Here is a 26385-nt window from a genome sequence, read left to right on the forward strand (position 1 = left end):
GTCGCCCCGGCGACGCCGGCCCGCCTGCCAACCCCGCGCCACGGCGCGGGGTTTTTTCTTGGCCGCGCCCCGCGCGCCCCGCGCGCCGGGCACGACGGCCCGGCGCCCCACCCAGGCCACCCCGTGCGACGGGGAGACCAAACAGCCCCGTTCATTCGGCATCGATTCACTACACTGGAGCCATCCCGACCCTGCGCGCCTCGATGTCGAAAGCCCTCGCCCACCTCTCCGCCGCCCGCCTCTCCGCCGCGTTGCTGCTCGCCTTCGTCGTGACCGCCGCGCTCAGTGCCTGGCCGGGACGCCTTGCGCCGGAGCTGCCCCCCGTGTTCTGGATGCCCGCCGGGATCAGTCTGGCCACCCTGCTGCTGATGGGGCGGCTGGGCGTGCTGCTGTGCTTCGTCGGCAACCTGATGGTCGGCTGGGCGCACTACCGCGTGGCGCCGGACGGCAACCAGGCATGGTTGCTGCCGCTGCTGGCCACGCTCGATACCGGGCAGGCCTGGCTGGCCGCCACCCAGTGGCGCCGCCGCGAGCTGAAAGGGCACCGCCCGCTGCTGCAGCGTCCGCGCGAGCTGATCTTCTTCTGGGGACAGGTCTGCGCGCTGCCGTCGCTGATGGTGCTGCTGCCCGCACTGCTGGCGATGACCACCGGCGGCGCGGCGCGGCCGCCGATGGAAGAGATCGGGCTGATCTGCCTGGAGTACGTCACCGGCAACATCCTCGGCATGCTGCTGATCGCGCCCTGCCTGGTGCTGTGGCGCGACCGGCGCCGCTGGAGCCTGCACCGCCGCGCCGAACGCTGGTGGTGGCCGCCGCAACTGCTGCTGGTGATCCTGATCGTCACCCTGGTGCTGCACGGCACCGCGCTGGTGCTGCTGTTCCCGGTGCTGCTGGCCACCACCATCTATTACCGGCTGCCGGGAGTGACGCTGTCGCTGCTGCTGATCGCCGTCACGCTCACGCTGGTCACCGCCCACGGCGGCGGGCCGTTCGACCAAGACACCGTGCACCTGCATTTCCTGCATCTGCACCTGTTCCTGTTCTCGGTCTCGCTGACGCTGCAATACATGGCGTTCGGCCAGGAACAGTTGCTCGAATACCAGCGCGAACTGAAGCACGACGTGGCACTACGCACCCGCGAGTTGCGCAAGGCCAACGAGCGGCTGGCGGAGATGGCCACCACCGACGAGCTGACCGGCGTGGCCAACCGGCGCGAATGGCAGCGCCATAGCGCCGAGGCCATGATGCTGGCGCGGCGCACCGACGAGCCGCTCTCGGTGCTGATGCTCGACCTCGACCACTTCAAGATGATCAACGACACCTATGGCCACCTGATCGGCGATCTGGTGCTGCGCGCGGTGTGCCACGCCTGCGAAGGCGCGCTGCGCGCCACCGACCATTTCGGGCGCTGGGGCGGCGAGGAATTCGCCGTGCTGCTGCCCAACACCGCCGGCCTGGAAGCCGCCCAGGTCGCCGAGAAACTGCGCGCCGCCGCCGCCGCGGCATGGGTCGATCACAACGAGCGCCGGGTACAGGTCACCATCAGCGTCGGCGCCACCACGCTGCAACCGGACGACACCACGCTGGACGACCTGATCAAGCGCGCCGACGACGCGCTCTACGCCGCCAAGCGCGCCGGGCGCAACCGGGTGGTGATCGCGCCGCCGCCGCCCGGTTCCGGCGACGACTGACGGCATGGGCCGGCCGGCGCGTACAATCCGACTTTTGCCCTCGCCCACATCCGCACCGCCATGACCATCCGCGCCGTCGTCTTCGATTTCGGCGGGGTCCTGTTCGACTGGAACCCCGAGCACCTCTACCGCAAGCTGATCGCCGACGCCGACGAGCGCCGCCGCTTTCTCCGCGACGTGTGCTCGCCGGCCTGGAATCTGCAGCAGGATGCCGGCCGCAGCATCGCCGACGCCAACGCCGAACTGCTGGCGAGCCACCCGCAACACGAAGCGCTGATCCTGGCCTTCTACCAGCGCTGGCCCGAAACACTGGCCGGCACGCTGCCCGACGGCGTGGCGCTGATGGAACGACTGGAAGCCGCGCAGGTGCCGCTCTACGGGCTGACCAACTGGTCGGCGGAGACCTTTCCCTACGCCTGGGAGCACTATCCGCTGCTGCACCGCTTCCGCCACATCGTGGTCTCGGGCCGCGAACGGCTGATCAAGCCGGACCCGGCCATCTATCGGCTGCTGTTCGCACGCATGGCCGACGATCTGCCCGACCTGCAACCGTCCGAACTGGTGTTCATCGACGACAGCGCCAGGAACGCCGAGGCCGCCAGCGCCCTGGGCTGGCATGGCATCCACCACGTGAGCGCCGAACAGACCGCCGCGCAATTGCGGCAACTGGGCCTGGTGTTCTGATGGACAAGCCCCGCATCGTCATCCGCTATTGCACCCAGTGCCAATGGCTGCTGCGCGCAGCCTGGCTGGCGCAGGAGCTGCTCTCCACCTTCGCCGACGAAGTGGGCGAGGTGGCGCTGGCGCCCGGCCGGGGCGGCATCTTCGAAATCCACTGCGGCGACGTGCTGGTGTGGGAGCGCAAGCGCGACGGCGGTTTCCCGCAAGCGGCGGAACTGAAACAGAAAATCCGCGATCTGATCGCACCGGATCGGCCGCTCGGGCATAGCGACCGCAAGCAGGCCGAACCGCCGCCGCCACCCGGATCGGACGAGATTTCCGCGCCGCCGTCGGCACCGGGCCAATAGGAAACCAGACGAAGCAACACGCCGCCCGGCGGGCCGGTGCCAAGGTGCATCATCGTCACGACGGGTTGCCGGCGCAGAGCGGGCGATCCGGAGATCGCTGTGGTAAGGTAACCGCCATGAAACCGTGTACCACCCTGCCCCTGTTGGCGCTCGCTGTCTGCATCGCCGCGCCGCTCGCCCACGCCGATATCTACAAGTACGTCGACGAGGAAGGCCGGGTCACGTTTTCCAATATTCCGATCAAGGGTTCGCAGCGCGTCTATATCGACTCGATCTCGGTCATTCCCGCACCGAAGCCGCGCACCAAGGCGAGCGGCAGCGCCAGCCCCAAGGTGAATGCGCCCTCGCCCGCCAATTTCCCCAAGGTGGATTCGGCCACGCAGAAGGCGCGCGACACCAATCGCCGCCTGATCCTCCAGGAAGAGTTGTCGGCGGAGCAGCGCGCGCTCGACGAGGCCCGCCAGTCGCTGGCCGAGGCCGAGGGCAACCGCACCGCTGAGGAAAAGCAGAACCCGCAGAAGTATGTGCAGCGCCTGTCGCGCCTGCGCGAGGCGGCGGTGGTGCACGAAAAGAACGTCGCCGCGCTGACCTCCGAACTCGGCCGCTTGCAGTAACCCGCTCCCCCATCCCCAACCGCCGCGCTCCGACGCGGCGGTTGTCCGTTCGACTTCCGCGCACCAACTTCAAGCCATCGACGCACTACAATGGTGCATGCGTGCGCGTGAGCGGGTGCTCGCCGCGAGGTTTTTCGTGCATCCGCCGCTGGCCCGCAATTTGCTAGTCCAGGTGGAGCGCCAACATCGTGGTCCCAGCCATGCCCTACACCGTCTTCAGCGGGCTCGACTTCCTCGACGCCGCCATCCTGGCTTTTGCCGATGACGGCGCACTGGTTTACCACAACCCGGCGGCGGCCGACCTGCTGGGGCTGCGCGAGGATCACCTCGGGCTGCCGATGGACGCCTGCCTCGGCCCGGAAAGCCCCATCGCCCAGGCGGTGCGCAACGCCTGCCGCGACAACATCTCGATCACCGAACACGAAATCCTGCTGCATACCGCCCACGGCGAGGCTTATGTCTCGATCACCGCCGGCCCGATCGAGGCCGAAGAGGCCGCGGCGCTGGTGGAAGTGCGCCAGATCGACCAGCAGCGGCGCATCGCCAACGAAGAGCGCCTGCAAGCGCAACAGCAGGCCAACCGCGAGCTGATCCGCAACCTGGCGCACGAGATCAAGAACCCGCTGGGCGGCATCCGCGGCGCGGCGCAATTGCTGGCGCACGAGCTGCACGACCCGCAGATGCGCGAGTACACCCAGGTGATCATCGAGGAGTCGCAACGCCTGCAAAGCCTGCTCGACCGCCTGCTGACGCCGCACCGTCTGCCGCAGCTGTCCGAGATCAACGTGCACGAGGTGCTGGAGCGGGTACGCAGCCTGATGCTGGCGGAAACGCCCAACGGGCTGGCGGTGAAGCGCGACTACGACACCAGCGTGCCGCCCCTGATCGGCGACCGCGAGCAATTGATCCAGGCCGTGCTCAACATCGTGCGCAACGCGGTGCAGGCGATGGCCGGTGTGGGCGAGATCCTGCTGCGCACGCGCATCGCGCGGCAGATCACGCTCAACCGCAAGCGCTTCCCGCTGGCCATCATGGTGCAGATCATCGACAACGGCCCCGGTATTCCCGAGGCACTGAAGGAAACGCTGTTCTATCCGCTGGTATCGGGCCGGCCGGGCGGCACCGGCATCGGGCTGCACCTGGCGCACACCTTCGTCACCCAGCACCACGGCACCGTCGATTTCGAAAGCCGGCCCGGCTACACCTGCTTCACGCTGCATCTGCCACTCAACGGCTGGCCGGCCCCCCGCAACACCCCCGCCGACAGCGCGGGCGACGACGGCCCGGCGCACGCCGCCCGGCCCCGATCCTGAAGGAGCGCTTCACCGTGACACCCCATTCCGCGCTCGAGGCCACGCCGCATCACGGCCTCGGGCAGACATCGAGCCGGTTTTGACAAAGGACCAAGCATGAGTACCGTCTGGGTCATCGACGACGACCGTTCCATCCGCTGGGTATTCGAAAAAGCGCTGCAACGCGAAGGCATCGACCACCTCACCTTCGCCTCGGCCACCGAAGCGCTGGCGCGCATGACGCGTGAAATCCCCGAAGCCGTGGTCTGCGACATCCGCATGCCGGGCGAATCCGGGCTGACCTTCCTGGAGATCGTCAAGCGCGACCACCCAGGGCTGCCGGTCATCATCATGACCGCGCATTCCGACCTGGAAAGCGCGGTATCCGCCTTTCAGGGCGGCGCATTCGAATACCTGCCCAAGCCGTTCGACGTGGATGCGGCGGTGGCGCTGATCCAGCGCGCGCTGGCCGAGGGCGAGCGCCAGAGCGCACAAGAGGAAGCCCCGGTCGCCACCCCGGACATCCTCGGCCAGGCCCCGGCGATGCAGGATGTGTTCCGCGCCATCGGCCGGCTCAGCCAATCGGCCGCCACCGTGCTGATCACCGGCGAATCCGGCTCGGGCAAGGAACTGGTGGCACGCGCGCTGCACCGCCACAGCCCGCGCGCGGCCAAGCCTTTCGTCGCCATCAATACCGCGGCGATTCCCAAGGAACTGCTGGAATCGGAGCTGTTCGGCCACGAGCGCGGCTCGTTCACTGGCGCCGACGCGCGCCGCCAGGGCCGCTTCGAGCAGGCCGAGGGCGGCACGCTGTTCCTCGACGAGATCGGCGACATGCCGGCCGATCTGCAGACCCGGCTGCTGCGGGTGCTGTCCGACGGCTTCTATTACCGCGTCGGCGGCCACGCGCCGATCAAGGCCAATGTGCGGGTGATCGCCGCCACGCACCAGCACCTGGAGGAACGGGTGAAGGCCGGTGCGTTCCGCGAGGATCTGTTCCACCGGCTGAACGTGATCCGGCTGCGGCTGCCGGCGCTGCGCGAGCGGCGCCAGGATATCCCGCTGCTGGCGCGGCATTTCCTGGCCAAGTCGGCCGCCGAACTGGGCGTGGAGCCCAAGCGGCTTTCCGACGAGGCGATGGCGCGCCTGACGGCGTTCGCCTTTCCCGGCAACGTGCGCCAGCTGGAAAACCTGTGCCACTGGATCACGGTGATGGCGCCGGGCGCCATCGTGGAATCGGACGACCTGCCGCCGGAGATCAGCGAACAGGCCAACGGCCAGCACGGCGCATTCCTGGCCAATGGCGACTGGAAGCTGGCGCTGGCCGAGGATATCGGCGGGCGGCTGGCGCGCGGGGAATCGCGGGTGCTGGACGAGATCATGCCGGCATTCGAGCGCGCGGTGATCGAGCGCGCACTGGCGCATACCGGCGGCAAGCGCATCGAAGCGGCGGAATTGCTGGGCTGGGGTCGCAACACGCTGACCCGCAAGATCCAGGAACTGGGAATGGATGGCGAGGTATGAGAACGCCGTTACACTAAAGGCCGCAGAGCGACCAACAAAACCCTTCTGGCGGCGTCACGCTTGCTTGCCGTACTACTTGTACTGTCTGCGCTGCGCGCTCCTTGCCAGAAACGCTGTGCTGGATTTTGTTGGCCGCTCGGAAGCGGCCTTTTTTATGCCCCAAACAAGTGCAAAACGATCAATCGATCTCGAAGATCTTGCCGAAGTTGGCGATGTCGAGCACCGAGCGCACAGTGCCGCCGGCGTGTCGCAGCACGATGCGGCGGCCGCCGGCGCGCTCGTTCAGCAGCAACAGCATGCCCAGCGCGGCGGAATCCAGATAATCGACGCCGGCAAAGTCGATCTCCACGGTCTCGATGCCCGATTCGGCCAGCGCGGCGGTGGTCGCCTCCTTGAACTGGCGGTGGCCTTCGAAAGTGAAATGTCCGTGGATCTGGACGCGGGCAACCGGCGGATTCAGCAGCAGTGTGGCTTGCATGGGCACTTCCTGTGAGTGGATGCCGGGGCGCCGGATACCGCGCCGGCCGGCGCAACGATGAAGACGGTACTGTGATGGTAGACAGCGCCGTCGCCGTGGGCCAGCCGGCGGCTACGCCGCCTTGTCGGCGCCTTGGTCGTTGGGCTCCGGGGTGCGCGGCGCGGCGCCGGGCGCGTCCACGCCATAGCGGCGCTGGGTTCGGCGATAGGCGTCGATCAACTGGCGCATCTTGCCGTTGGCCGGATCCAGCCGCTTGGCGCGCGAGAGATATTGCTCGGCCAGATGCATGTATTGCGGGTTCCAGCCATCGCGGTTGATCAGCGACAGGATGGTGTGCACCGCGTTGAGCAGCACCTGCACGTTGCCCGGCAGCGACTCCAGCGCGCTGACGAAGCGCTTGGCCGCGCCGGCCAGATCGCCCGCCTGCACGGCACGCACCGCTTCGTTGTTGAGTTCCAGGATGTCCTGGGTTGCGGCGGTGATCAGCGCGCTGCCGGTCTCCGGCTCGCCCAGCGACTGATACAGCCCCTCGACGCGCGCCATCAGCTCGGTGTCGTCGTGGCTGCTGCGCAGCGCCTTGCGCACGAAGGATTCGCCCTGGTCGCGCAGCTTGCGCGCGTAGCAGGCGTGCGCCGCCTCCAGCAGGACGCCGGCCGGCACGTCGTCCATGTCCTCCAGCTGGTCGCAGGCTTCCTTGAGCTTCTGCCGAGCCTTGTCGCGCTCCAGCTTGCTGTCGCCGCCGATCTGCTCGGCCACCGCGGCATCCACCAGTTGCAACAGCACCTCGGCGGCGGGGTCGCCGCGGAAATCGTGCTTGAGCCGGGTGCTGGTGCGGCGCGCGGCGCCGATGTCGCCCCGCTCCAGCTGCACCCGGGCCAGTTCGCCATAGGTGGCCGGATCGCGCCAGAACGAGCCGCGCGACAGCTCGATGGCCTGGTTCAGCCCGGCCTCGGCCGCCTCCAGGTCGCCGTTGCGATGCGCCAGCCCACCCAGCGCCCGCTGGCGTTGGGCCACCAGCGGCGAGCGCTTGGCTGCATCCTGCAATACCTCCTGCGCGCCCTTGGGGTCGCCCTGCGCCACCATGGTGCGCGCCAGCCAGTCGTAGGCTTCGATCACCAGTTCGTTTTCGCTCTTCACCCGCTGGAAGCATTGCTGCGCTTCGTCGAACTGTTGCAGGGAGAACTGCGCGCGCCCCAGCCCCAGCAAGGCCCACGGCGCGTCGCGCTCGGCCAGCAGTTCGCGGTACAGGTCGCGCGCCGCCACGTGCTCGCCCACCTGGGCCAGCAACCGCCCTTTCATCCGGCGGAATTCGACGGCGTCCGGCGCATCGGTGGCCAGCACTTCGTCGCAGGACGCCACCGCGGCCAGGTAATCGCCGACGCGCACCGCGTCGTCGATCACGCGAAAGCGCCCCTTGCGGCGCACCGCGCGCTCGATGCGCGCGATCAGTTCGCCGCCGGAAAACGGCTTGAGCAGGTAGTCGTCGGGGGCCAGCTCGGCGGCGCTCATCACCTGGGCCAGCCGGCGTTCGCCGGTGACCACCATGAAGATGGCGGAAGGCTTGAGCAACTGGTGGCGCTGGCTGGTCTCGAACAGGTTCACCCCGTCGAAACCCTGGCCCAGGTCGTACTCGCACAGCACGATGTCGTAGCTGGACTGGTTGAGCCGCGCCAGCGCGTCGCTGACCCGCGGCACGTAGTCGACATTGGCCACGCCGCACGCCGCCAGGCCCTGGCCGAGCGCGGCACGCATTTCGCTGGCGCGGTCGATCACCAGTGCGCGCCCGCCGACGAGCGTGGGAGGACGTTGCGGATCAGCCATGCGCTGGGCCCCGGGTCGTGGTCGAACGGATGATTCCATTATTGGACGAAACTGTCGGTATTCGCGTGATTCACAGGTGGCATGGCCTGCCGGCGCATCCCACCTCCGGCCGGTCGGACCGGCACGCCGCGCGTGCCGTGTCGGATACAGCCTGACACCAGGAGTTTAGGGCCGACGGCCACGCCGTCGATCACCAAATTCCTAAAATGCGCCGGGCGCTCAGCTTTCGCCGGTCGCCGGCTCCAGTTTGGCGTAGGCCACCGCCAGCCACTTGGGGCCGTGGTCGCGGAAGTTCACCTGCACGTTGCCGGTGGCGCCGCCTTCGTGGTCGGTCACCACGCCGATGCCGAACTTGGGATGGCGCACGTTCATGCCCAACTTCAGGCCGTGCCCCGGATCCGCCTGTCTGGCCGCGGCCGGCGCGCCGAACGACTGCGGCGCATAGCCCCGGTTCAGATACTTGAGCAGCGTTTCGGGAATCTCGTCGAGAAAGCGGCTGGCCACCGAATAGCGCGTCTGGCCGTGCAGCATGCGACTTTGCGCCAGCGACAGGTAAAGCCGCCGTCGGGCGCGGGTGATCGCCACGTACATCAGCCGGCGCTCTTCCTCCAACCCTTTGGGATCGGCCAGGCTGTTCTCGTGGGGAAACAGCCCTTCCTCCAGACCGGTGAGGAACACGCTGTGGAACTCCAGCCCCTTGGCCGCGTGCACCGTCATCATCTGTACCGCGGTCTCGCCGGGGCGCGCCTCGTGCTCACCGCCTTCCAGGCTGGCGTTGGCCAGAAAGGCGGCCAGGTCGTTCTCGTCCTCGGTGACGAAGCCCGCGGCGGCGTTGACCAGTTCGTCGAGGTTGGCGACGCGCTCCTCGCCCTCTTTGTCGTTGCGGTAGTGCTCGCGCAGGCCGGACAGGTCGAGCATGGCGTCCACCACTTCGGGCAGCGGCAGGCCCTCGGTCTGCTGACGCAGGGTTTCCATCAGCTGCACGAAGCGCCCCACTGCCGCAGCGCTGCGCCCGGCGCCGCCGGAGCAGGCGGCGAGCCACAGGCTGGTGCCGGTGGCGCGCGCGGTCTCGACGATGGTTTCGACGGTGCGGTTGCCGATGCCCCGGGTGGGGAAGTTGATAATGCGCAGCAGCGCGTTGTCGTCGTCCTGATTGGCCATCAACCGCAGATAGGCCAGCGCGTGCTTGACCTCCTGCCGCTCGTAGAAGCGCAGGCCGCCGTAGACCCGATAAGGCAGGCCGGCCTGGACCAATGCGTGTTCGATCAGGCGCGATTGGGCATTGGAGCGATAAAGGATCGCCACGTCGCCCGGCTCGATGCCGTCGCGCTTCAATTGGCCGATCTCGTCCACCAGGAAGTCGGCTTCCTCGTAATCGCTGCTGGCTTCGAATACCCGGATCGGCTCGCCGCCGCTTTCCTCCGTCCACAGCTGCTTGCCCAATCGTTCGCGATTGTTGGCAATCACGGCATTGGCGGCGTCGAGGATATTGCCGTGCGAGCGGTAATTCTGCTCCAGCCGGATCACATGACGAACCGCGTAATCGTGTTGGAAATCCTGCATATTACCGACGTTGGCGCCGCGGAAGGCGTAAATCGATTGGTCGTCATCCCCCACGGCGAACAACGCGGATTGCGGGCCGGTAAGCAATTTAAGCCACGCATATTGCAAGCGATTGGTGTCCTGGAATTCGTCGACCAGCACGTGCTTGAAACGATGCTGGTAATGGGTGCGCAATGCTTCGTTGCGCAGCAGCAATTCATAGCAGGCCAGCAGCAGTTCGGCGAAATCGGCCACACCTTCGCGCCGGCATTGCGCCTCGTATTCGGCATAGATCTGCTTGAGATGGCGCGAATAGTCGTCCCAGCCGTCGACGTCGGCGGCACGGCGGCCGTTTTCCTTGTGGCCGTTGATGTAGTGCTGCACGGTGCGCGGCGGATAGCGCTCTTCGTCCAGGTTCAGCGTCTTGAGGGTGCGCTTGATGGCCGCCAGCTGGTCCTGGCTGTCGAGGATGGTGAAGGTGGCCGGCAGGCCGGCGTCGCGGTGGTGCAGCCGCAGCATGCGGTTGCACAGGCCGTGGAAGGTGCCGATCCACAAGCCGCGCGGATTGAGCGGCATCATCGCGGTGATGCGCGCCAGCATTTCCTTGGCGGCCTTGTTAGTGAAGGTCACGGCGAGCAGCCCGGCCGGGCTGACGCGGCCGGTGGACAGCAGCCAGGCGATGCGCGTGGTGAGCACCCGGGTCTTGCCGCTGCCGGCGCCGGCCAGGATCAACGCGTGTTCGTCGGGCAGTTCGACGGCGGCCGCCTGCTGCGGGTTGAGGTATTGGGTCAGCGGATGGGGCATGGGACGGCGGGTGGGATCGTTCGAATAGAACGATTGTACAAAAAACAAGGGGCGGCCGTGCGGCCGCCCCTTTCACTGCAATGACATGATCCTACCGGATCAAGGATCAAATGCGCAGATCGTCGATCGACTTGCCGGCAGCAATCCAATCCAGCGCCCATTGCGGCTTGCGACCACGGCCGGACCAGGTCTGGTTCGCATCGTTCGGGTTGCGGAATTGCGCCTTGGAAGAGGACGGGGCAACGGCGCCTTTCTTGCCGGCTTTCTTGTCCAGGCCCAGCACTTCATTCAGGGAGAAGCCCTTGGCGGCGGCCAGGTTTTGCAGTTCGTTCAGCAGATCCTGCTTATCGGTTTCCTTGCGGCGCACGATCTCGCGGTCGAGGTCTTTTTGCAGTTGGTACAGCTGCGGCAGCGTGAGCGCGGACAAATCCATTTGTTTCTCCTGGTGATTTATACGTTCGTGCGGATTGAGGGTACTTATGCGCCGCATTATGCCCCCCGTTTTTGTGAAATACAAGGCGGCGATATTTTGTATTAATACCTCATTATGTACTCATTGCAAGTGGCATTAAAAAAGCCCGGCAATCCGCCGGGCTTTCCTTTGCGGCGGGCTGCCGCGCTTCGAACCTTAATGCAGCCATTGGTTCACTTCATTGACATCGCCTTCATCCAGTTGACCCACCGCATAGGCCAGCTGCAAACGCGAGTAAAGGTATTGATATCGCGCCACCACCAGGTCATAGCGCGTCTGATAGTAGTTCTGCTCGGCATCCAGCACATCCACCGTGGTGCGTACGCCCACCTCGCGGCCGAGCTTGGTCGATTCCAGCGACGACAGGCTGGAGCGCTGCGCCTGCTCCAGCGCATCGATCTGCGCCGCACCGCTCTGCACGCCCAGGAACGCCTGCTTGGCCTGCTGCACGCTGTTGCGCTTGGCTGCCTCCAGGCCGGAGCTTTCCTTGTCGCGGTTGGCGATCGCTTCGCGATAACGCGAGCTGCGGTCGCCCCCGGTATAGAGCGGAATCGACAATTGCAGGCCGATCACGCCACTGTCGCTGCGATCACGCCCGCCGGAACGGGACAATTCGTCGGAATCCCAGCTGCTGCCGTATTTGGCCACCAGATCCAGCGTCGGCGCGGTGGCGACGCGGTAACGGTCGATTTCGCGCGCGCTGATGTCCAGGTTCAATTGCTGCGCCAGCACCGAGAGGTTTTCGGCCTGGGCGCGCTGCGTCCATTGGTCCATGACCGGCGGATTGGGGCGGGTGGGCTTGCGGCCTTCGCTGATCTTGGCCAATTGGGTGGGGTCCAGCCCGGTCAGCATCTGGAACGCATTGCGCTTGATATCCAGGTCGTTGAGCGCGGCGATTTCGCTGGCGACGATGGCGTCGTAGCGGGCCTGGGCTTCATTGGTGTCGGTAATGGTGGCCACGCCCACTTCGAATGATTTCTTGGCCTGCGCCAATTGCTGCGACACCGCCTCTTTTTGCGAGGCGGACAATTGCACGCGTTCCTCGGCGGCCAGCACTTCGAAATACGCCTGCGCCACGCGCAGGATCAATTGCTGGTCGGCATCGCGAAACTGCACTTCGGCCAGATCGGTCTGCTTGCTCAACTGGTCGGCGCCGACGAATACGTCGGCGCGGTAGATCGGCTGGGTGGCGGTGATGCCCAGATTGTATTGATCGCCGTTGGCGCTGGTTTCCGGCGCGGTCAGCGTGTCGCGGCCCGGGTGGTATTTCTGGGTGGCGGCATTGGCGCCGCCGTCCAGCGTCAGCTTGGGCAGCCACAGCGCCCGGCCCTGGTTGGCCTTTTCGCGCCCGGCCTCCAGCGCGTAGCGCGCCGCTTGGTAGCTGGCGTCGTATTGCTGCGAGGCACGCCAGCTTTCGAGCAGATCCGCCGCGGCGGCGACCTGGGACAGCAGCGCCAGGCCGGCGGCGATCACGGTTCGTTTCATCGGTAAAGCCCCTTCGTTTTTAGGTATTCAGGCAGTCGGCGCGTGCGGCGGGCGCACGCGGTGCCAGATCGCGTACAGCGCTGGCAGGAACAGCAGGGTCAGCACGGTGGCGACGAACAGTCCGCCCATGATCGCCACCGCCATCGGGCCCCAGAAGGTGTCGCGGGTGAGCGGGATCATCGCCAGGATGGCGGCCGCGGCGGTCAGCATGATGGGCCGGAAGCGGCGTACCGCCGATTCGATCACGGCGTGCCACGGATCGTGCCCGTGGGCGATGTCCTGCTTGATCTGGTCCATCAGAATCACCGAATTGCGGATGATCATACCCGATAGCGCGATCACCCCGAGTTGCGCGACGAAGCCGAACGGTGCATCGAACAGCAGCAGCGAAAGCGTCACGCCGATCAGCCCCAGCGGTGCGGTCAGCAGCACCATCACCATGTGTTTGATGCTTTGCAACTGGATCATCAGCAGCGTCATCACCACCACCAGCATCAGCGGCATCACCGCCGAGATCGACTGTTCGCCGGTGCGCGACGCCTCCAGCGTGCCGCCGGTTTCGATGTGATAACCCGGCGGCAGTTTCGCGGCGATGGCGGCGATCTTCGGTTCGAGCGCCAGGGTAACGTCCGGCGCCTGCGCGCCGTTGACATCGGCGCGCACCGACAGCGTGGGCACGCGGTTGCGGCGCCAGATCAGGCTTTCCTCCGATTCCAGCCGCACGTCGCCCAGCTGCGACAACGGCACGCTGCGCCCGTCGGCCAGCTTTACCGGCAGGTCGCGGATCGCCGTGAGCGAACCGCGCTCGTCGGGCACCAGCCGCGCCACCACGTCGATCATCTCGTTGTCCTCGCGGTACTGGGTGGCGGTGACGCCGGAGATCGCCAGTTGCAGGTATTGCGCCAGTTGCTGGGTGGTCAGCCCGGTGTCGCGCAGTTTGTCCTGGTGCGCGTGGATGCGCAGCACCTTCACCTGCTCGCCCCAGTCGAAATGCACGTCGCGCGCGTGCGGGTTCGCCCGCATCGTCGCCGCCACCTGCCCGCCGATGCGCCGTAACTCGGCCGGATCGTCGCCGGAGATGCGGAACTGCAACGGGTAGCCCACCGGCGGGCCGTTCTCCAGCCGCGTCACCCGGCCGCGCACCTGCGGGAAATCGTCGGCGAACAATTGGTTGATGTGGGCGAATACGTGCTCGCGCACTTTTTCGTCGCGCGTCATCACCGTGAGCTGGGCGAAGTTGAGGTTGGGCTGCTGCTCATCCAGCGGCAGGTAGTAGCGCGGCGAGCCGAAGCCGATGTAGCTGGTGACGCTGACCACGTCCGGATCCTTGCTCAGCAGCGCCTGGAGCTTGCGCGCCTCGCGCTCGGTGGCCTGGAACGACGCGCCATAGGGCAGCCACAGGTCGACCATCAGCTCGGGGCGCGACGAGGCCGGGAAGAACTGCTTGGGCACCGCCAGCGCGAACACCACCATCGCCAGCGCGAAGGCGCCGATGGTGACCGCGACGGTGGTCTTGCGCCAGGTGATGCACCAGGTGACCACGGCGCGGAAGCGCCGGTAGAACCGGCCCTGGTAGACGTCGTGCTCGTGTTCGCGTGGCCGCTCCGGCAGCAGCTGATAGCCCAGGTAGGGCGTGAACAGCACCGCGACGATCCACGACAGGATCAGCGCGATGCCGACCACGGCGAAGATCGAGAAGGTGTATTCACCGGCGTCGGACTTGGCCAGCCCCACTGGCAGGAAGCCGGCGGCGGTGATCAGGGTGCCGGTCAGCATCGGCATGGCGGTGCTGGTATAGGCGAAGGTGGCTGCGCGGAAACGGTCCCAGCCCTGCTCCAGCTTCAGCGCCATCATCTCCACCGCGATGATCGCATCGTCGACCAGCAGACCGAGCGCGATCACCAGCGCCCCCAGCGAGATGCGTTGCAGGTCGATGCCGGCCAGGAACATGCCAAGGAAGGTCAGCGCCAGCACCAGCGGAATCGACAGCGCCACCACCACGCCGGTACGCCATCCCAGCGACAGGAAGCTCACCGCCAGCACGATCACCACCGCTTCCAGCAGCGAATCCATGAAGATGCTCACCGCGTGCTTCACCACCGCCGGCTGGTCGGACACCACGTGGAACTCGACCCCGACCGGCAGCGACGCGCGGGCCCGCGCCAGCGTCTCGTCGATCTGCTGCCCCATGCGCAGTACGTCGCCGCCGTGGCGCATCGAGACGCCCAGGCCGATGGCCGGCTGGCCCTGGAAGCGCATCGCCATCTCGGGCGGATCGATGGTGGCGCGGTAGACACGCGCCACGTCGCCGACGCGGAAGCGCTTGCCACCGGCCTCGACCACGGTGTCGCTGATCTGGGCCACCGCGTCGAAGTTGCCGGTGACACGCACGAACACCCGCTCCTCGCGGCCCTCGACCACCCCGGCCGGCGTCAGCGCGTTGGTCGCGGCCAGCACCTGGTTCACCTGGAACGGCGACAACCCCAGGCTGGCCAGCTTGGCGGTGGAATACTCGACGTAGATCTTCTGATCCTGCTCGCCGATCAGCGTCACCTTGTTCACGTCGGGGATGCGCAGCAGTTCCTGGCGCACCGATTCCACGTAGCGCTTCAGCTCGGGCATGGTGAAGCCGTCGCCGGTAAAGGCGTAGAGGTTGCCGTAGGTCTCGCCGAATTCGTCATTGAAGAACGGCCCGACCGCGCCTTGCGGCAAGCCGCCGGCGGCCTGGAGATCGGCGATGCGTTTGCGCACCTGGTACCAGCTGTCCTCCACCTGGTGGCCGCGGATCGATTCCTTGAGCACCACCAGCGTCAGCGATTCGCCGGCGCGCGAATAGCTGCGGGTGTAGTCGATGGTGCCGATGCCCTGCAGCGCCTTTTCCAGCGGATCGGTGAGCTGGCGCTCCACTTCGCTGGCCGAGCCGCCCGGCCAGAAGGCGCGCACCACCATCGCCTTGAAGGTGAACTCCGGGTCTTCCTTCTGCCCCAGCTTGGTGTACGCCAGCATGCCGGCCAGCGACAGCACGATGATCAGGTACAGCACCAGCGAGCGATGGTTGAGCGCCCAGGCCGAGATATTGAAGTGCCCGGCGTGCGTCGCCGGTTCGCGTTCCAGCTCGTTCATGCGCCGGCCCCTTCGTTGGCCGCGCCCAGGCGCTTCACCCGCTGGCCTTCACGCAGCAGGTGGGCGCCGGCGGTGACCACCAGATCGCCCGGACGCACTCCGCGCACCAGCGCCGCGTCGTCGGTCACGCCCAGCACCTGCACCGCGCGCGCCTGGACCCGGCCGGCCTTGAGGTCGAGCAGCCAGACCTGCTGCTTGCCGGTTTCGCCGAACAGCGCGGTCAGCGGCACTTCCAGCGCGCTGCCTGTGGGTCGGGCGGCCGGGGTGGCAAGGCGCACGCTGGCGCTCATGCCCAGCTGCACCGCGGCATCGTGCTCGAAGGCGATCCGCGCCGGATAGGTGCGCGCGGCAGCGTCGGCGGCCGGCGACAACTCGCTCACCCGCCCCGGCAGCGTCCTGCCCGGCAGCGCCCACAGCCGCACCGTCACCGCGTCGCCCACCTTGACCGCGCCGCGCAACTGTTCGGGCACGTCCACCGCGATCTCTCGCTCGCCCTGATGCGCCAGCGTCACCACCGGCTGTCCCGCCGCCAACACCTGGCCCGGCTCGGCCGCCACCTGGGTGACCACGCCGTCGGCGTCGGCCAGCAAGGTGGTGTAGCCGGCCTGGTTACGCGCCAGCTCGCGCTGTGCCTGCGCCTGCCGCGCCGCTTCTCGCGCCGCATCCAGCGCGGTGCGGCGGTTGTCCACTTCGGCCTGACTGACGAACTTCTGCTCGAACAGGCGTTGCGCGCGTTCGTAGTCCATCTGCGCCTGGGCCTGCTGCGCCTTGGCCGCGGCAGCCTGGGCATCGGCGGCGGTGGCATTGAGCGAGGCATCCTGCGGATCGATGCGGGCGATGGCCTGGCCCCGTTTCACCACGGCGCCCACGTCCACCTGCCGCTCGACCAGCTTGCCGCCGATGCGAAACGACAGCGGGGTTTCGGTATGGGCGCGCACCGTGCCGGTCAATTCGGCACCGGGCGCGCTTTGCGGGGCGCCGACGCGGATCACCCGCACCGGGCGGATCTCCTCGCGCGGCGGTTCGGGCTGGCCGCAGGCGGCCAGCAGCAACGACGACAACACAACGGGCCAGATTCGGTGCAGGGGGAGCATGGCGGGCCTCAGGCGGAAGCGGGATGGGTCGACAGGCCGCGCAGCAGCAGGTCGAGCAGGGTATCGAGATAAAGTTCGGGATCGACTTCGTGGCCGATGCAGCAAGGCATGAAGGTGTGTTGCCAGATCATCAGCATCACGATGGGCGCGGAGATCACGTGGACCGCCGGATCGGCCGGCACTGCGCGGAATTCACCGGACGCGGCGCCTTCCTCCAGGATGCGTTGCAGCAGCGCCTGCCCCGGCGCGATGAATTCGTCGTGGTACAGCTGCGCCACCTCGGGGAAGTTGCGCGCCTCGGCGATCATCAGCTTGGGCAGCGCGGACAGCCGGGTGGCGCCCACTTCGCTCCACCACGCGCGCACCAGTCGGCGCAGCCGCTCGCCCGCGCCCAGCCCCGGTTCGGCCATCAGGCTTTCGCCGAAGGCGATCTTGGGCAGCAGCAGCTCGCGGATCAGCGCGGCGAAGATCTCTTCCTTGTTCTTGAAGTACAGGTAGGGCGTGCCGCGGGTGACGCCGGCGTGGCGGGCGATGTCCTCGATCTTGGCGGCGGCGTAACCGCGTTCGGCGAACACGTCGAGCGCGGCTTCGAGGATCTCCTGCGGCCGGGCGGCCTTGCGGCGCGACCAGCGCTTGATGGGGCAGTTGTGCATGCGGCGACCTGAGCGGAACGCCAGGGTAAAGGCCGGCATTCCGCGATTAATAAATGAATGTTCATTTATTATTCGAGCGCTACGGATCGCGTGTCAATCGTCAGTCAGCCCTTCATGGGCGGAAAATCAGCTCAACCCAGGAAACCGACAAATTTCTTCGCAACGCGGGGAAAGTCTGGCGCCATCCAGATGCAGTGGCCGCCATCGCAAAACTGGATACACGCGGGGTCACACACCAGCGTTACAATCCGCACCGTTCAACCGAGTCGCCACCCTGGAGCCGCCATGATCGACATCACCCCGCAGGAAAAGGCCAACATCCTTTCCGAGGCCCTGCCCTACATCCAGCGCTTCTTCGACAAGACCATCGTGATCAAGTACGGCGGCAACGCCATGATCGACGAGGAGCTGAAGGAAGGCTTCGCCCAGGACGTGGTGCTGTTGAAGCTGGTCGGCATGAACCCGGTGGTGGTGCACGGCGGCGGACCGCAGATCAACGACCTGCTCGACCGCATCGGCAAGAAGGGCGAGTTCATCCAGGGCATGCGCGTGACCGACGCCGAGACCATGGATGTGGTCGAGATGGTGCTGGGCGGCCACGTGAACAAGGAAATCGTGTCGATGATCAACAAGCACGGCGGCAAGGCCGTCGGGCTGACCGGCCAGGACGGCCACTTCATCCGCGCGCGCAAGATGTTCCTCAAGGGCACCAATCCCGACGAACTGGTCGATATCGGCCAGGTGGGCGAGATCGAGAAGATCGATCCTTCCATCGTCGCCCACCTGGACGCCGCCGACTTCATCCCGGTGATCGCCCCCATCGGCGTGGACGCCAGCGGCGAGAGCTACAACATCAACGCCGACCTGGTCGCCGGCAAGCTGGCCGAAGTGCTGCACGCCGAGAAGCTGATCCTGATGACCAACACCCCGGGCGTGCTCGACAAGGACAGCAACCTGCTGACCAAGCTGACCGCGCGCCGCATCGACGAGCTGTTCGCCGACGGCACCATCTCCGGCGGCATGCTGCCCAAGATCGCCTCGGCGCTCGATGCCGCCAAGAGCGGCGTCAACTCGGTGCACATCATCGACGGCCGCGTGAAACACGCGCTGCTGCTGGAAGTGCTGACCGAGCAGGGCGTGGGCACCATGATCCGCGCCAAGTAACGCGGCAGGCTGTCAGGCGCTCCAGACAAACGGGGCGACACGGCGTCGAATGCCGTGTCGCCCCGTTCGTTTTGCGCCGCGCCCGCCGGCCCATGCAAGGCCCTGCCCGCTTGCATGTTCGACCCCGCTGGCTAGATTGATAGGACCACGCCCCGCCGCATGACCGGCCCTCCGGCGCGTGGATCATTCTTCCAACCCGCGAGGCCCCGATGAACACAGCGCGTCATCTTCTGGCAGAGAAACAGCTCCACGACATCATCTCGATTTCGCCCCAGTCCACCGTCTACCAGGCGCTGCAAGTGATGGCGGAAAAGAATATCGGCGCGCTGCTGGTGATGGATGGCGGCCGACTGGTCGGCATCTTTTCCGAGCGCGACTACGCGCGCAAGGTGGTATTGCAAGGCAAGACCTCGGCCGGCACGCCGGTGGCGGAGATCATGACCCGCCAATTGGTGGTGATCACGCCGGATACCGATGTCGAGACCTGCCTGGCGCTGATGACCGAGAAGCGCATCCGCCACCTGCCGGTGCTGCATGGCGACGAGGTGAAGGGCATCCTGTCGATCGGCGACCTGGTGCGCGCCAAGATCGCCAATCAGCAGTACACCATCGAGCAACTCTCGCAGTACATTTACGGCACCCGGGCCTGACGCGCTGCGCGTCGGCCGCGGGACGGCCCGCAGCATCCGAGCATCGCGTTCCATGCCCCATCGCACCTGGCTGTTCGACCTCGACGACACCCTGCACCATGCGCACAAGCACGCCTTCCCGGTGATCGACGCGGCAATGACCGCGTGGATCGCCCGGGAGCTGGCGGTATCGCACGACCAGGCCAACCACCTGCGCGTGCATTACTGGCAGCGCTACGGCGCCACCATCCTGGGCCTGCGCCGCCATCACCCGCAGGTCGATCCGCACCATTTCCTCAGCGAAGTACATCCGCTGCCGCGCCTGCTGGAGACGCTGCACCCGGTGCCGCGCCTGGCGCGCACGCTGGCGCGGCTGCGCGGGCGCAAGATCCTGTTCACCAACGGCCCGACCGCCTACGGCGAGGCGATGCTCGAAGCACTGGGCGTAGCACGGTATTTCGACGTGGTGGTCGGCGTGGATCAGGCGCGCTTTCATCCCAAGCCGTTCAGCCACGGCTATCGCCGGCTGCTGGCACGCTTCCGCCTCAATCCGCGCCATTGCGTGATGGTGGAGGACAGCGTGGCCAACCTGGCGACCGCCAAGCGCCTGCGCATGCGCACCGTCTGGCTACGCCCCCACCGCCGCGGCCATGCGGCGGTGGATTACCTGTTGAATGGACTGCACCAGTTGCCGGGACGGGTGCGGTAGGGGCTGGAGCTGAACCCAAAATCTTGAAACACAGAGAGCACAGAGAACACGGAGATTCACAGAGAAAAACAGAAGGGAAAGAGGTAAAGGAAGGCGCGCAGCATCTGCTTTCAGTTGGGCTGGGCCGCTGTGGGCGATGCCAATTTACCGCTCTCTTTTCCGGTTTTCTCCGTGGAGCTCTGTGTTCTCTGTGCTCTCTGTGTTTCAAGACTTGGGGTCTAAAGCTTTTGCCCTTCCCAGCCGCTACAGCTCCACCTGCATCCCCATCTCGACCACGCGGTTGGGGGGGATCTTGAAGAAGCTGGTGGCGCGCATGGCGTTGCGGTTCATCAGCGCGAAGATCTTGCGCCGCCACAGCGACATCTCGGGGTACTTGGCGGCGACGATGGTTTCGCGCGACAGGAAGAACGAGGTCTGCATCGGATCGAGGTCGAGTTCCGGCTGCAACTCCTTCACCAGCTTGAGGATGGCCGGCACGCTCGGTTCTTCCTTGAAACCGTAGGTGGCGATGATCTGGTAGAAGGTGTCGCCCAGGCGCCGGATCGCCACCCGCTCGCGCGTGGCGACATAGGGGATGTCGGCGTTTTCGACGGTCATGAACACCACCTGCTCGTGCAGCACCTTGTTGTGCTTCAGGTTGTGCAGCAAGGCATGCGGCACGCGGTCGGCGCTGGCGGTCATGAACACGGCGGTGCCTTCCACGCGCTGCGGCGGGCTGGCCTCCAGCATCTCGACGAAGCCTTCCAATGGCAGTTCGCCCTGGTGCAGGCGATCGGCCAGCAACGCACGGCCGCGCTTCCAGGTCATCATCAGGGTGAAGGCGATCACGCCGATCAGCAGCGGGAACCAGCCGCCGTCGTGGATCTTCAGCGCGTTGGACGAGAACAGCAGCAGGTCGATCACCAGCAGCACCGACAACAGGGCGAAGATGCCCAGCCGCGGCACGCCGGAGAAGCGCTTGCCCAGCACGGTGAACGCCAGCAGCGTGGTCATCACCATGGTGCAGGTCACCGCGAAGCCGTAGGCCGACGCCAGATTGCCGGAGGAACGGAACAGCAGCACCAGCGCGATCACCGCCACCAGCAGGAACCAGGTGATGCCCGGCATGTAGATCTGGCCGATCTCGGTATCGGAGGTGTGCTCGATGCCCATGCGCGGGGCGAAGCCGAGCTGGATCGCCTGGCTGGTCATCGAATACGCGCCGGAGATCACCGCCTGCGAGGCGATCACCGTGGCCAGGGTGGCCAGCACCACCAGCGGCAGAATGCCCCACGACGGCGCCAGCAGGAAGAACGGATTGGCGATGGCGGCCGGGTTGGAGAGCAGCAACGCGCCCTGGCCGAAGTAATTGAGCACCAGCGACGGCAGCACCAGGCCGAACCAGGCGCGGCGGATCGCCGGGCGGCCGAAGTGGCCCATGTCGGCGTACAGCGCCTCGGCGCCGGTCAGCGCCAGCACCACGGCGCCCAGCAGCACGAATGCCTGCCAGGCGTGGTGCGAGACGAAGCGCAGCGCATAGATCGGGTTGACCGCCGCCAGCACGCCGGGCGCCTGGATCACCTGCCACAGGCCGAGCAGCCCCAGCGTGGTGAACCACACCACCATCACCGGCCCGAACAGCTTGCCGACGCTGGCGGTACCGCGCGCCTGGAGCACGAACAGCGCGATCAGCACCACGATGGTCATCGGCACGATATAGGGGTCGAGCCGGTGCGACACCACGCCGATCCCCTCCAGCGCCGACAACACCGAAATCGCCGGGGTGATGATGCTGTCGCCGTAGAACAGCGCCGCGCCGAAGATGCCCAGCGCAGTGAAGAACAACGCCTTGCGGGTGCCGGTTCCGGCCTCGCGCAACGCCAGCGCCATCAGCGCCAGCACGCCACCCTCGCCACGGTTGTCGGCCCGCAGGATCAGCACCACGTACTTCACCGAGACCACCAGCATCAGACCCCAGAACACCATCGACAGCATGCCGAGTACATTCTCGGCCACGATGGGCAGCGGCACGTGGCCGTTGAGACATTCCTTCAGGGTGTAGAGGGGGCTGGTGCCGATGTCGCCATAGACGACGCCCAGCGCGGCCAGGGTCATGGCGGCGTTGCCGGGCTTGCCTGCATGGGAGGAAGGATTCATGCGGAACTTACGAGGAATAACGTGCGCGGATTATAGCCTCGTGTCGTTCCGCCCACCGGATTTAGGCGGGCCGTAGTTGCGGCAATGCAGCATGTACCTGCGCCCAGTCAAAAAACGGGCCGGGGTCGGTCTTGCGGTCGGGTGCAATTTCGCTGTGGCCGACGATGGCCGCCAGCGGATAACGCTCGGCCAGACCGCGCAGCAGCGCCAGCAGGCGCGCGTATTGCGCCGCTTCGAAAGGTGCAAAGTCGCTGCCTTCCAGTTCGATGCCCACCGAGAAATCATTGCAGCGCTCGCGCCCGCACCAGTGCGAGACGCCGGCATGCCAGGCGCGCTGTTCGGTGGGTACGAACTGCACCAGCTCGCCGTCGCGGCGGATCAGGAAATGCGCCGACACCCGCAGTCGCGCCAGTTCGTCGTAGCCCGGCGCGGCAGCCGGGTCGATGCGGTTGGTGAACAGCCGCTCGATGTCGTCGCCGCCGAACTGCCCCGGCGGCAGGCTGATGTTGTGCACCACCACCACCCGCACCGTGTCGCCGTCGGGGCGGGCGTCGTGGTTGGGGCTGGGCACCTGTCGCGCCGCCGGGCAAATGCCTTCGCGATCGAGCGGCAGGATCTCAGTCGTCACGGTCTTTGCCCGCCAGGCCCAGGCGGTCCATGCGATAGCGCAGCGAGCGGAAGGTGACGCCCAGCAGCTTGGCGGCCTGGGTGCGGTTGCCGCCAGTCTTGTCCAGGGCGTCCTGGATCGCGCCGCGCTCGACGCGGTCGAGGTAATCCTGCAACGGACAGTCGGCACCGCCGGTGGCCGCTTCGTCGAAACTCTGCGGCGGCGACAATTGCAGATCGTCGGCGGTGATGCGGTTGCCGTCGGATAGCGCCAGCGCGCGCTCCAGGGTGTTTTCCAGCTCGCGCACGTTGCCGGGGAAGGCGTAGCGGCGCAGCGCGGTCAGCGCGTCGTCGGCCAGCGTCGGCGCCTCCTGCCCATTCTGGGTGGCCAGCCGCGCCAGCACCTGGCGCGCGATCAGGATGATGTCGTCGTCCATTTCGCGCAGCGGCGGCATCTTCAGCTCGATCACGTTCAGCCGGTAGTAGAGATCCTGGCGGAAGCGCCCGCTGTCGACACACTTGGCCAGGTTCTGGTGGGTGGCACAGATCAGCCGCACGTCCACCGGTTCCTCGGCGGTGCTGCCCACCTTGCGCACCTTGCGCTCCTGGATGGCGCGCAACAGCTTGACCTGCATCGCCAGCGGCAGATCGGCCACTTCGTCCAGGAACAGCGTGCCGCCGGTGGCGGCCTGGAAGAAACCGTCGCGATCCTGCTCGGCGCCGGTGAACGCGCCCTTGCGATAGCCGAAGAACTCGCTCTCCATCAGGTTTTCGGGAATGGCGCCGCAGTTGACGGCGACGAAGGGCTTGTCGGCGCGGTTGCTGCGCAGGTGGATCAGGCGCGCAGCGCGCTCCTTGCCGCTGCCCGATTCGCCGCTGACATAGACCGGCGCCTGGCTGCGCGCCAGTTTCTCCACCAGCTCCAGCACCTGGCGGATGGCGGTCGAGTTGCCCAGCAGCGGCCGATCCTCGCCCGACACCGGCTCCACCGGGGCGGCCGGCTCCTCCAGGTTGAGCGCGGATTTGACCAGGGTGCGCAACTGGTCCAGCGACACCGGCTTGGCCAGGTAGTCGAAGGCGCCGGCCTTGAGCGCGCTCACTGCGTTCTGCATGCTGCCGTAGGCGGTGATCACGGCCACCGGCACGTCCAGCCGCCGGGCCTGGACGAAATCCACCAGCTCCAGCCCTTCGCCGTCCGTCATGCGCATGTCGGTCAGGATCAGGTCGTAGCGGGTACGTTCCAGCGCGGCCTTGGCGTCGGCGACGCAATGCGCGGTGTCCACGTCCAGGCCCATCTTGATCAGGGTGAGTTCCAGCAGCTCGGCGATGTCGACTTCGTCGTCCACCACCAGCACCCGCCGGGCATGCCTAGCCTTTCTCGCCATCATTGACCTCGAACACGATACGGAAGCACGCCCCCTCCTCCACCGGCAGGTATTCCAGCCAGGCGGAGTTGGCGGCGCAGATTTCGCGGGCAATATACAACCCCAGGCCGGTGCCCTTGGATTCGGTGGTGAAGAAGGGCTCGAACAACTGGGTCTGCGCGTCCAGCGGCACCGGCGGGCCGTCGTTGCACACGTCCAACCGCCAGCGGTTGTCGTCGCCCAGCGTCACCGTCACCTTGAGGCTGCCCGGCACCTTGTTGCAATAGCGCCAGCCATTGCGCACCAGATTCCACAACACCTGATGCAGGTGGCCGGCGTCGAACGACACCTCGGCCCCGGCCGGGCAGGTGCAGACGATCCCGACCGGGATACTCTCGGCCTGGCGCACGTCCTCCAGGAAGTTGTCCAGCCAGGTGGCCAGCGCGATCGGCACGCGGTTGAGCCGGTCGCGCCGGTTCAGCTCCAGCACGTCGGCCACCATCCGCTCCAGCCGCCCGGCGTTGTCGCCGATGATGCGGGTCAGCCGCTTGGCGAGCGCATCGTCGCCGGCCTCTTCGTCCAGCAGTTGCGCGGCGTGCGAGATCGCCCCGAGCGGATTGCGGATCTCGTGCGCCAGGTTGGCGGTCAGCCGCCCCAGCGCGGCCAGCTTGAGCTGCTGCGACTCGCGCCGCAGCCGGTCCATGTCTTCCAGGTAGACCAGGATGTCGCCGGTCATGGTGAACGACGCCGGCACGAAGCGCGGCCGCAGCGTCTTGCGGGTGGCAACGGCCTGCACCAGCGCCGGCGGGGTGTATGGGTCTTCGCGCCACGCCTTGAGCACACGGTCCAGCTCGGGCAGCACCCGCTCCAGCGGCACCGGGCATTCCGGCCGCTGACCGATCAGCCGCACCGCCTGGTCGTTGCACTGCCACATGTCGCCCTGGGCATCGACCACCAGCACACCGTCCGACACGTCCTGGAGGATGCGGGCGTTGAGCTGGGCCAGGTTGCGCAGATCCTCGCCGCGCTGCTGGGCCAGCGCCTCGCTTTCGCGGGCGTAGCGCGCCAGCCGGTGCGCCAGCCACGCCACGGCGAAGCACGCCAGGCACAGCAGCACCACGCCGGTATAGGCATCGACATCGGCCACGCCCTCGATCACCCGCAGCGTGTGCTCGACCAGCAGCGCCACGCTGGCGCAGGCGGCATGGAACAACGTCATGCGGCCGCGCGCGATCAACCCGGCGGCGGCGAGGTAGCACAGCAGCAGGATGCCCAGCTCGCTGCGCATGCCCCCGAACAGGTGTACCAGCGACACCAGGAACAGGATGTCGGTGGTGGCGTGCACCGACAGCTGGACATCGAACGACGGGCGCCGCGCCTGGATGCCGGCGATGAACGCCAGCCCGGCGAAGGTGTAGATCGATGATAACCAGAGGAATGCAGTCCAGGCGGTCGGACTGGCGAAGGAGCGCGGCATCAGCCACGTGCTGCTGGCGAGCAGCGCGATCACCGACGCCAGGCGGAAGGCGTTGAGCAGGCCGAGCGAGCGCCAGTACACCTCGACCGCCGGCAGCGGGCTGTCGGGGGTGACCGGCGCGCGGTCAGCCCTGGGCGCGGGTTGGCGTGGCGTCAAGGAAACGCGACAGCTCGGACAACGCGGCCTCGTACACGCCGCGCTTGAATTCGATCACCGCATCCAGCGGCGCCCAGTAGGCGTTCCAGCGCCAGGCGTCGAATTCGGGATGCGTCGAACGCCGCAGGCAGACGTCCGTGTCGCGGCCAACCAGCCGCAGCAGGAACCAGATCTGCTTCTGCCCCTTGTAAGTACCGCGCCATTCGCGGCGAACCCAGTTGGTCGGCACATCGTATTTCAACCAATCACGCGTGCGGCCCAGAATGCGGACGTGCTGCGGCGCAAGCCCGACTTCTTCCATCAGCTCGCGAAACATCGCCTGCTCCGGCGATTCGCCCTGCTTGATGCCCCCTTGGGGGAACTGCCACGAGTGCTCCCGCACCCGTTTGCCCCAGAACACCTGGTCATGTTGGTTGAGGATGATGATGCCGACGTTCGGGCGATAGCCGTCACGATCGAGCATGGGGGTTGACCCTGTAACCTTTAGTTAACGCCAATTTTTCCATATCCACCGCGCCTTGCA

Annotated in this window: 22 protein-coding genes; 9 read left to right on the plus strand and 13 right to left on the minus strand. The window is 66.8% G+C overall.

Annotation, left to right across the window (positions count from 1 at the left end):
- Positions 1 to 203 precede the first annotated feature (203 nt).
- From C556_RS21410 to ntrC, 6 genes are all read left to right on the plus strand, one after another.
- Positions 204 to 1691, plus strand: coding sequence for a sensor domain-containing diguanylate cyclase (locus tag C556_RS21410; protein WP_018746809.1), 1488 nt, complete (start codon positions 204 to 206; stop codon positions 1689 to 1691).
- Between the two features lie 60 nt (positions 1692 to 1751).
- Complete coding sequence (locus C556_RS0103325) at positions 1752 to 2375, plus strand: HAD family hydrolase (RefSeq protein ID WP_018746810.1); 624 nt, start codon at positions 1752 to 1754, stop codon at positions 2373 to 2375.
- Positions 2375 to 2719 (plus strand): Rdx family protein, encoded by a 345-nt coding sequence (locus C556_RS19145; RefSeq protein WP_018746811.1) that lies wholly within the window; start codon positions 2375 to 2377, stop codon positions 2717 to 2719. Before C556_RS0103325 ends, C556_RS19145 begins: the two co-directional genes overlap by 1 nt.
- Positions 2720 to 2835: 116 nt before the next feature.
- Positions 2836 to 3333 (plus strand): DUF4124 domain-containing protein, encoded by a 498-nt coding sequence (locus tag C556_RS0103335; protein WP_018746812.1) that lies wholly within the window; start codon positions 2836 to 2838, stop codon positions 3331 to 3333.
- Positions 3334 to 3533: 200 nt separating this feature from the next.
- On the plus strand, positions 3534 to 4646 hold the full coding sequence (glnL, locus tag C556_RS19150) for a nitrogen regulation protein NR(II) (RefSeq protein WP_018746813.1): 1113 nt from the start codon (positions 3534 to 3536) through the stop codon (positions 4644 to 4646).
- Between the two features lie 96 nt (positions 4647 to 4742).
- Positions 4743 to 6149 (plus strand): nitrogen regulation protein NR(I), encoded by a 1407-nt coding sequence (gene ntrC / locus C556_RS0103345; RefSeq protein ID WP_018746814.1) that lies wholly within the window; start codon positions 4743 to 4745, stop codon positions 6147 to 6149.
- 178 nt (positions 6150 to 6327) lie between these two features.
- Here ntrC and C556_RS0103350 read toward each other — a convergent pair whose 3' ends face one another.
- The 8 genes from C556_RS0103350 to C556_RS0103385 all read right to left on the minus strand — a co-directional run bounded on the left by C556_RS0103350 (position 6328) and on the right by C556_RS0103385 (position 17621).
- Positions 6328 to 6627: an STAS domain-containing protein gene (locus C556_RS0103350; protein WP_018746815.1), complete on the minus strand. Its 300-nt coding sequence runs from the start codon at positions 6625 to 6627 to the stop codon at positions 6328 to 6330.
- A gap of 111 nt (positions 6628 to 6738) precedes the next feature.
- Positions 6739 to 8448: a tetratricopeptide repeat protein gene (locus tag C556_RS19155; protein ID WP_018746816.1), complete on the minus strand. Its 1710-nt coding sequence runs from the start codon at positions 8446 to 8448 to the stop codon at positions 6739 to 6741.
- A 219-nt stretch (positions 8449 to 8667) separates the two neighbouring features.
- Entirely contained in the window at positions 8668 to 10794 is a 2127-nt protein-coding gene (locus tag C556_RS0103360; RefSeq protein WP_018746817.1) for a UvrD-helicase domain-containing protein, read from the minus strand.
- A 106-nt stretch (positions 10795 to 10900) separates the two neighbouring features.
- Positions 10901 to 11227 (minus strand): H-NS histone family protein, encoded by a 327-nt coding sequence (locus tag C556_RS0103365; RefSeq protein WP_018746818.1) that lies wholly within the window; start codon positions 11225 to 11227, stop codon positions 10901 to 10903.
- Positions 11228 to 11422: 195 nt separating this feature from the next.
- A complete protein-coding gene (locus tag C556_RS0103370) occupies positions 11423 to 12751 on the minus strand; it encodes a TolC family outer membrane protein (RefSeq protein ID WP_018746819.1) in 1329 nt (442 codons plus the stop codon).
- Between the two features lie 27 nt (positions 12752 to 12778).
- Positions 12779 to 15874: an efflux RND transporter permease subunit gene (locus tag C556_RS0103375; protein ID WP_018746820.1), complete on the minus strand. Its 3096-nt coding sequence runs from the start codon at positions 15872 to 15874 to the stop codon at positions 12779 to 12781.
- Complete coding sequence (locus tag C556_RS0103380; RefSeq protein WP_026262771.1) at positions 15871 to 16968, minus strand: efflux RND transporter periplasmic adaptor subunit; 1098 nt, start codon at positions 16966 to 16968, stop codon at positions 15871 to 15873. Before C556_RS0103380 ends, C556_RS0103375 begins: the two co-directional genes overlap by 4 nt.
- An 8-nt stretch (positions 16969 to 16976) precedes the next feature.
- Positions 16977 to 17621: a TetR/AcrR family transcriptional regulator gene (locus C556_RS0103385; RefSeq protein WP_040430315.1), complete on the minus strand. Its 645-nt coding sequence runs from the start codon at positions 17619 to 17621 to the stop codon at positions 16977 to 16979.
- Between the two features lie 285 nt (positions 17622 to 17906).
- On the opposite strand from C556_RS0103385, the gene argB reads away from it, so the two are divergent.
- From argB to C556_RS0103400, 3 genes are all read left to right on the plus strand, one after another.
- Positions 17907 to 18785 (plus strand): acetylglutamate kinase, encoded by an 879-nt coding sequence (gene argB / locus C556_RS0103390; RefSeq protein ID WP_018746823.1) that lies wholly within the window; start codon positions 17907 to 17909, stop codon positions 18783 to 18785.
- 209 nt (positions 18786 to 18994) lie between these two features.
- Positions 18995 to 19435, plus strand: a complete 441-nt coding sequence (locus C556_RS0103395; protein ID WP_018746824.1) for a CBS domain-containing protein — start codon at positions 18995 to 18997, stop codon at positions 19433 to 19435.
- 52 nt (positions 19436 to 19487) lie between these two features.
- Positions 19488 to 20123: a pyrimidine 5'-nucleotidase gene (locus C556_RS0103400; RefSeq protein ID WP_018746825.1), complete on the plus strand. Its 636-nt coding sequence runs from the start codon at positions 19488 to 19490 to the stop codon at positions 20121 to 20123.
- A 243-nt stretch (positions 20124 to 20366) separates the two neighbouring features.
- Here C556_RS0103400 and C556_RS0103405 read toward each other — a convergent pair whose 3' ends face one another.
- The 5 genes from C556_RS0103405 to C556_RS0103425 form a co-directional block, all read right to left on the minus strand.
- Positions 20367 to 22259, minus strand: a complete 1893-nt coding sequence (locus C556_RS0103405; RefSeq protein WP_051083204.1) for a potassium transporter Kup — start codon at positions 22257 to 22259, stop codon at positions 20367 to 20369.
- Positions 22260 to 22320: 61 nt separating this feature from the next.
- On the minus strand, positions 22321 to 22887 hold the full coding sequence (gene ampD / locus C556_RS0103410) for a 1,6-anhydro-N-acetylmuramyl-L-alanine amidase AmpD (protein ID WP_018746827.1): 567 nt from the start codon (positions 22885 to 22887) through the stop codon (positions 22321 to 22323).
- Positions 22877 to 24253, minus strand: coding sequence for a sigma-54-dependent transcriptional regulator (locus tag C556_RS23565; protein WP_157235773.1), 1377 nt, complete (start codon positions 24251 to 24253; stop codon positions 22877 to 22879). The genes ampD and C556_RS23565 overlap by 11 nt, the downstream gene beginning before the upstream one ends.
- On the minus strand, positions 24234 to 25862 hold the full coding sequence (locus C556_RS0103420; RefSeq protein ID WP_018746829.1) for a two-component system sensor histidine kinase NtrB: 1629 nt from the start codon (positions 25860 to 25862) through the stop codon (positions 24234 to 24236). Before C556_RS0103420 ends, C556_RS23565 begins: the two co-directional genes overlap by 20 nt.
- The gene (locus C556_RS0103425; protein WP_018746830.1) at positions 25831 to 26325 is read right to left on the minus strand and encodes an RNA pyrophosphohydrolase; all 495 of its coding nucleotides are present in this window, start codon (positions 26323 to 26325) and stop codon (positions 25831 to 25833) included. Before C556_RS0103425 ends, C556_RS0103420 begins: the two co-directional genes overlap by 32 nt.
- Between the last annotated feature and the right edge of the window lie 60 nt (positions 26326 to 26385).

Source organism: Chitiniphilus shinanonensis DSM 23277, from assembly GCF_000374805.1.
Classification (GTDB): Bacteria; Pseudomonadota; Gammaproteobacteria; order Burkholderiales; family Chitinibacteraceae; genus Chitiniphilus; species Chitiniphilus shinanonensis.

What these genes read in the sequence shown, in the direction of transcription:
- C556_RS0103400 (WP_018746825.1), top strand. Translation starts at nt 19,488, where the DNA reads ATGCCCCATCGCACCTGGCTGTTCGACCTCGACGACACCCTGCACCAT.
- glnL (WP_018746813.1), top strand. Translation starts at nt 3,534, where the DNA reads ATGCCCTACACCGTCTTCAGCGGGCTCGACTTCCTCGACGCCGCCATC.
- C556_RS0103365 (WP_018746818.1), bottom strand. Translation starts at nt 11,227, where the DNA reads ATGGATTTGTCCGCGCTCACGCTGCCGCAGCTGTACCAACTGCAAAAA.
- C556_RS0103375 (WP_018746820.1), bottom strand. Translation starts at nt 15,874, where the DNA reads ATGAACGAGCTGGAACGCGAACCGGCGACGCACGCCGGGCACTTCAAT.
- C556_RS23565 (WP_157235773.1), bottom strand. Translation starts at nt 24,253, where the DNA reads ATGATGGCGAGAAAGGCTAGGCATGCCCGGCGGGTGCTGGTGGTGGAC.
- C556_RS0103395 (WP_018746824.1), top strand. Translation starts at nt 18,995, where the DNA reads ATGAACACAGCGCGTCATCTTCTGGCAGAGAAACAGCTCCACGACATC.
- C556_RS19155 (WP_018746816.1), bottom strand. Translation starts at nt 8,448, where the DNA reads ATGGCTGATCCGCAACGTCCTCCCACGCTCGTCGGCGGGCGCGCACTG.
- C556_RS0103425 (WP_018746830.1), bottom strand. Translation starts at nt 26,325, where the DNA reads ATGCTCGATCGTGACGGCTATCGCCCGAACGTCGGCATCATCATCCTC.
- C556_RS19145 (WP_018746811.1), top strand. Translation starts at nt 2,375, where the DNA reads ATGGACAAGCCCCGCATCGTCATCCGCTATTGCACCCAGTGCCAATGG.
- C556_RS0103405 (WP_051083204.1), bottom strand. Translation starts at nt 22,259, where the DNA reads ATGAATCCTTCCTCCCATGCAGGCAAGCCCGGCAACGCCGCCATGACC.
- argB (WP_018746823.1), top strand. Translation starts at nt 17,907, where the DNA reads ATGATCGACATCACCCCGCAGGAAAAGGCCAACATCCTTTCCGAGGCC.
- C556_RS0103360 (WP_018746817.1), bottom strand. Translation starts at nt 10,794, where the DNA reads ATGCCCCATCCGCTGACCCAATACCTCAACCCGCAGCAGGCGGCCGCC.
- C556_RS0103350 (WP_018746815.1), bottom strand. Translation starts at nt 6,627, where the DNA reads ATGCAAGCCACACTGCTGCTGAATCCGCCGGTTGCCCGCGTCCAGATC.
- C556_RS0103325 (WP_018746810.1), top strand. Translation starts at nt 1,752, where the DNA reads ATGACCATCCGCGCCGTCGTCTTCGATTTCGGCGGGGTCCTGTTCGAC.
- C556_RS21410 (WP_018746809.1), top strand. Translation starts at nt 204, where the DNA reads ATGTCGAAAGCCCTCGCCCACCTCTCCGCCGCCCGCCTCTCCGCCGCG.
- ntrC (WP_018746814.1), top strand. Translation starts at nt 4,743, where the DNA reads ATGAGTACCGTCTGGGTCATCGACGACGACCGTTCCATCCGCTGGGTA.
- C556_RS0103385 (WP_040430315.1), bottom strand. Translation starts at nt 17,621, where the DNA reads ATGCACAACTGCCCCATCAAGCGCTGGTCGCGCCGCAAGGCCGCCCGG.
- C556_RS0103335 (WP_018746812.1), top strand. Translation starts at nt 2,836, where the DNA reads ATGAAACCGTGTACCACCCTGCCCCTGTTGGCGCTCGCTGTCTGCATC.
- C556_RS0103370 (WP_018746819.1), bottom strand. Translation starts at nt 12,751, where the DNA reads ATGAAACGAACCGTGATCGCCGCCGGCCTGGCGCTGCTGTCCCAGGTC.
- C556_RS0103380 (WP_026262771.1), bottom strand. Translation starts at nt 16,968, where the DNA reads ATGCTCCCCCTGCACCGAATCTGGCCCGTTGTGTTGTCGTCGTTGCTG.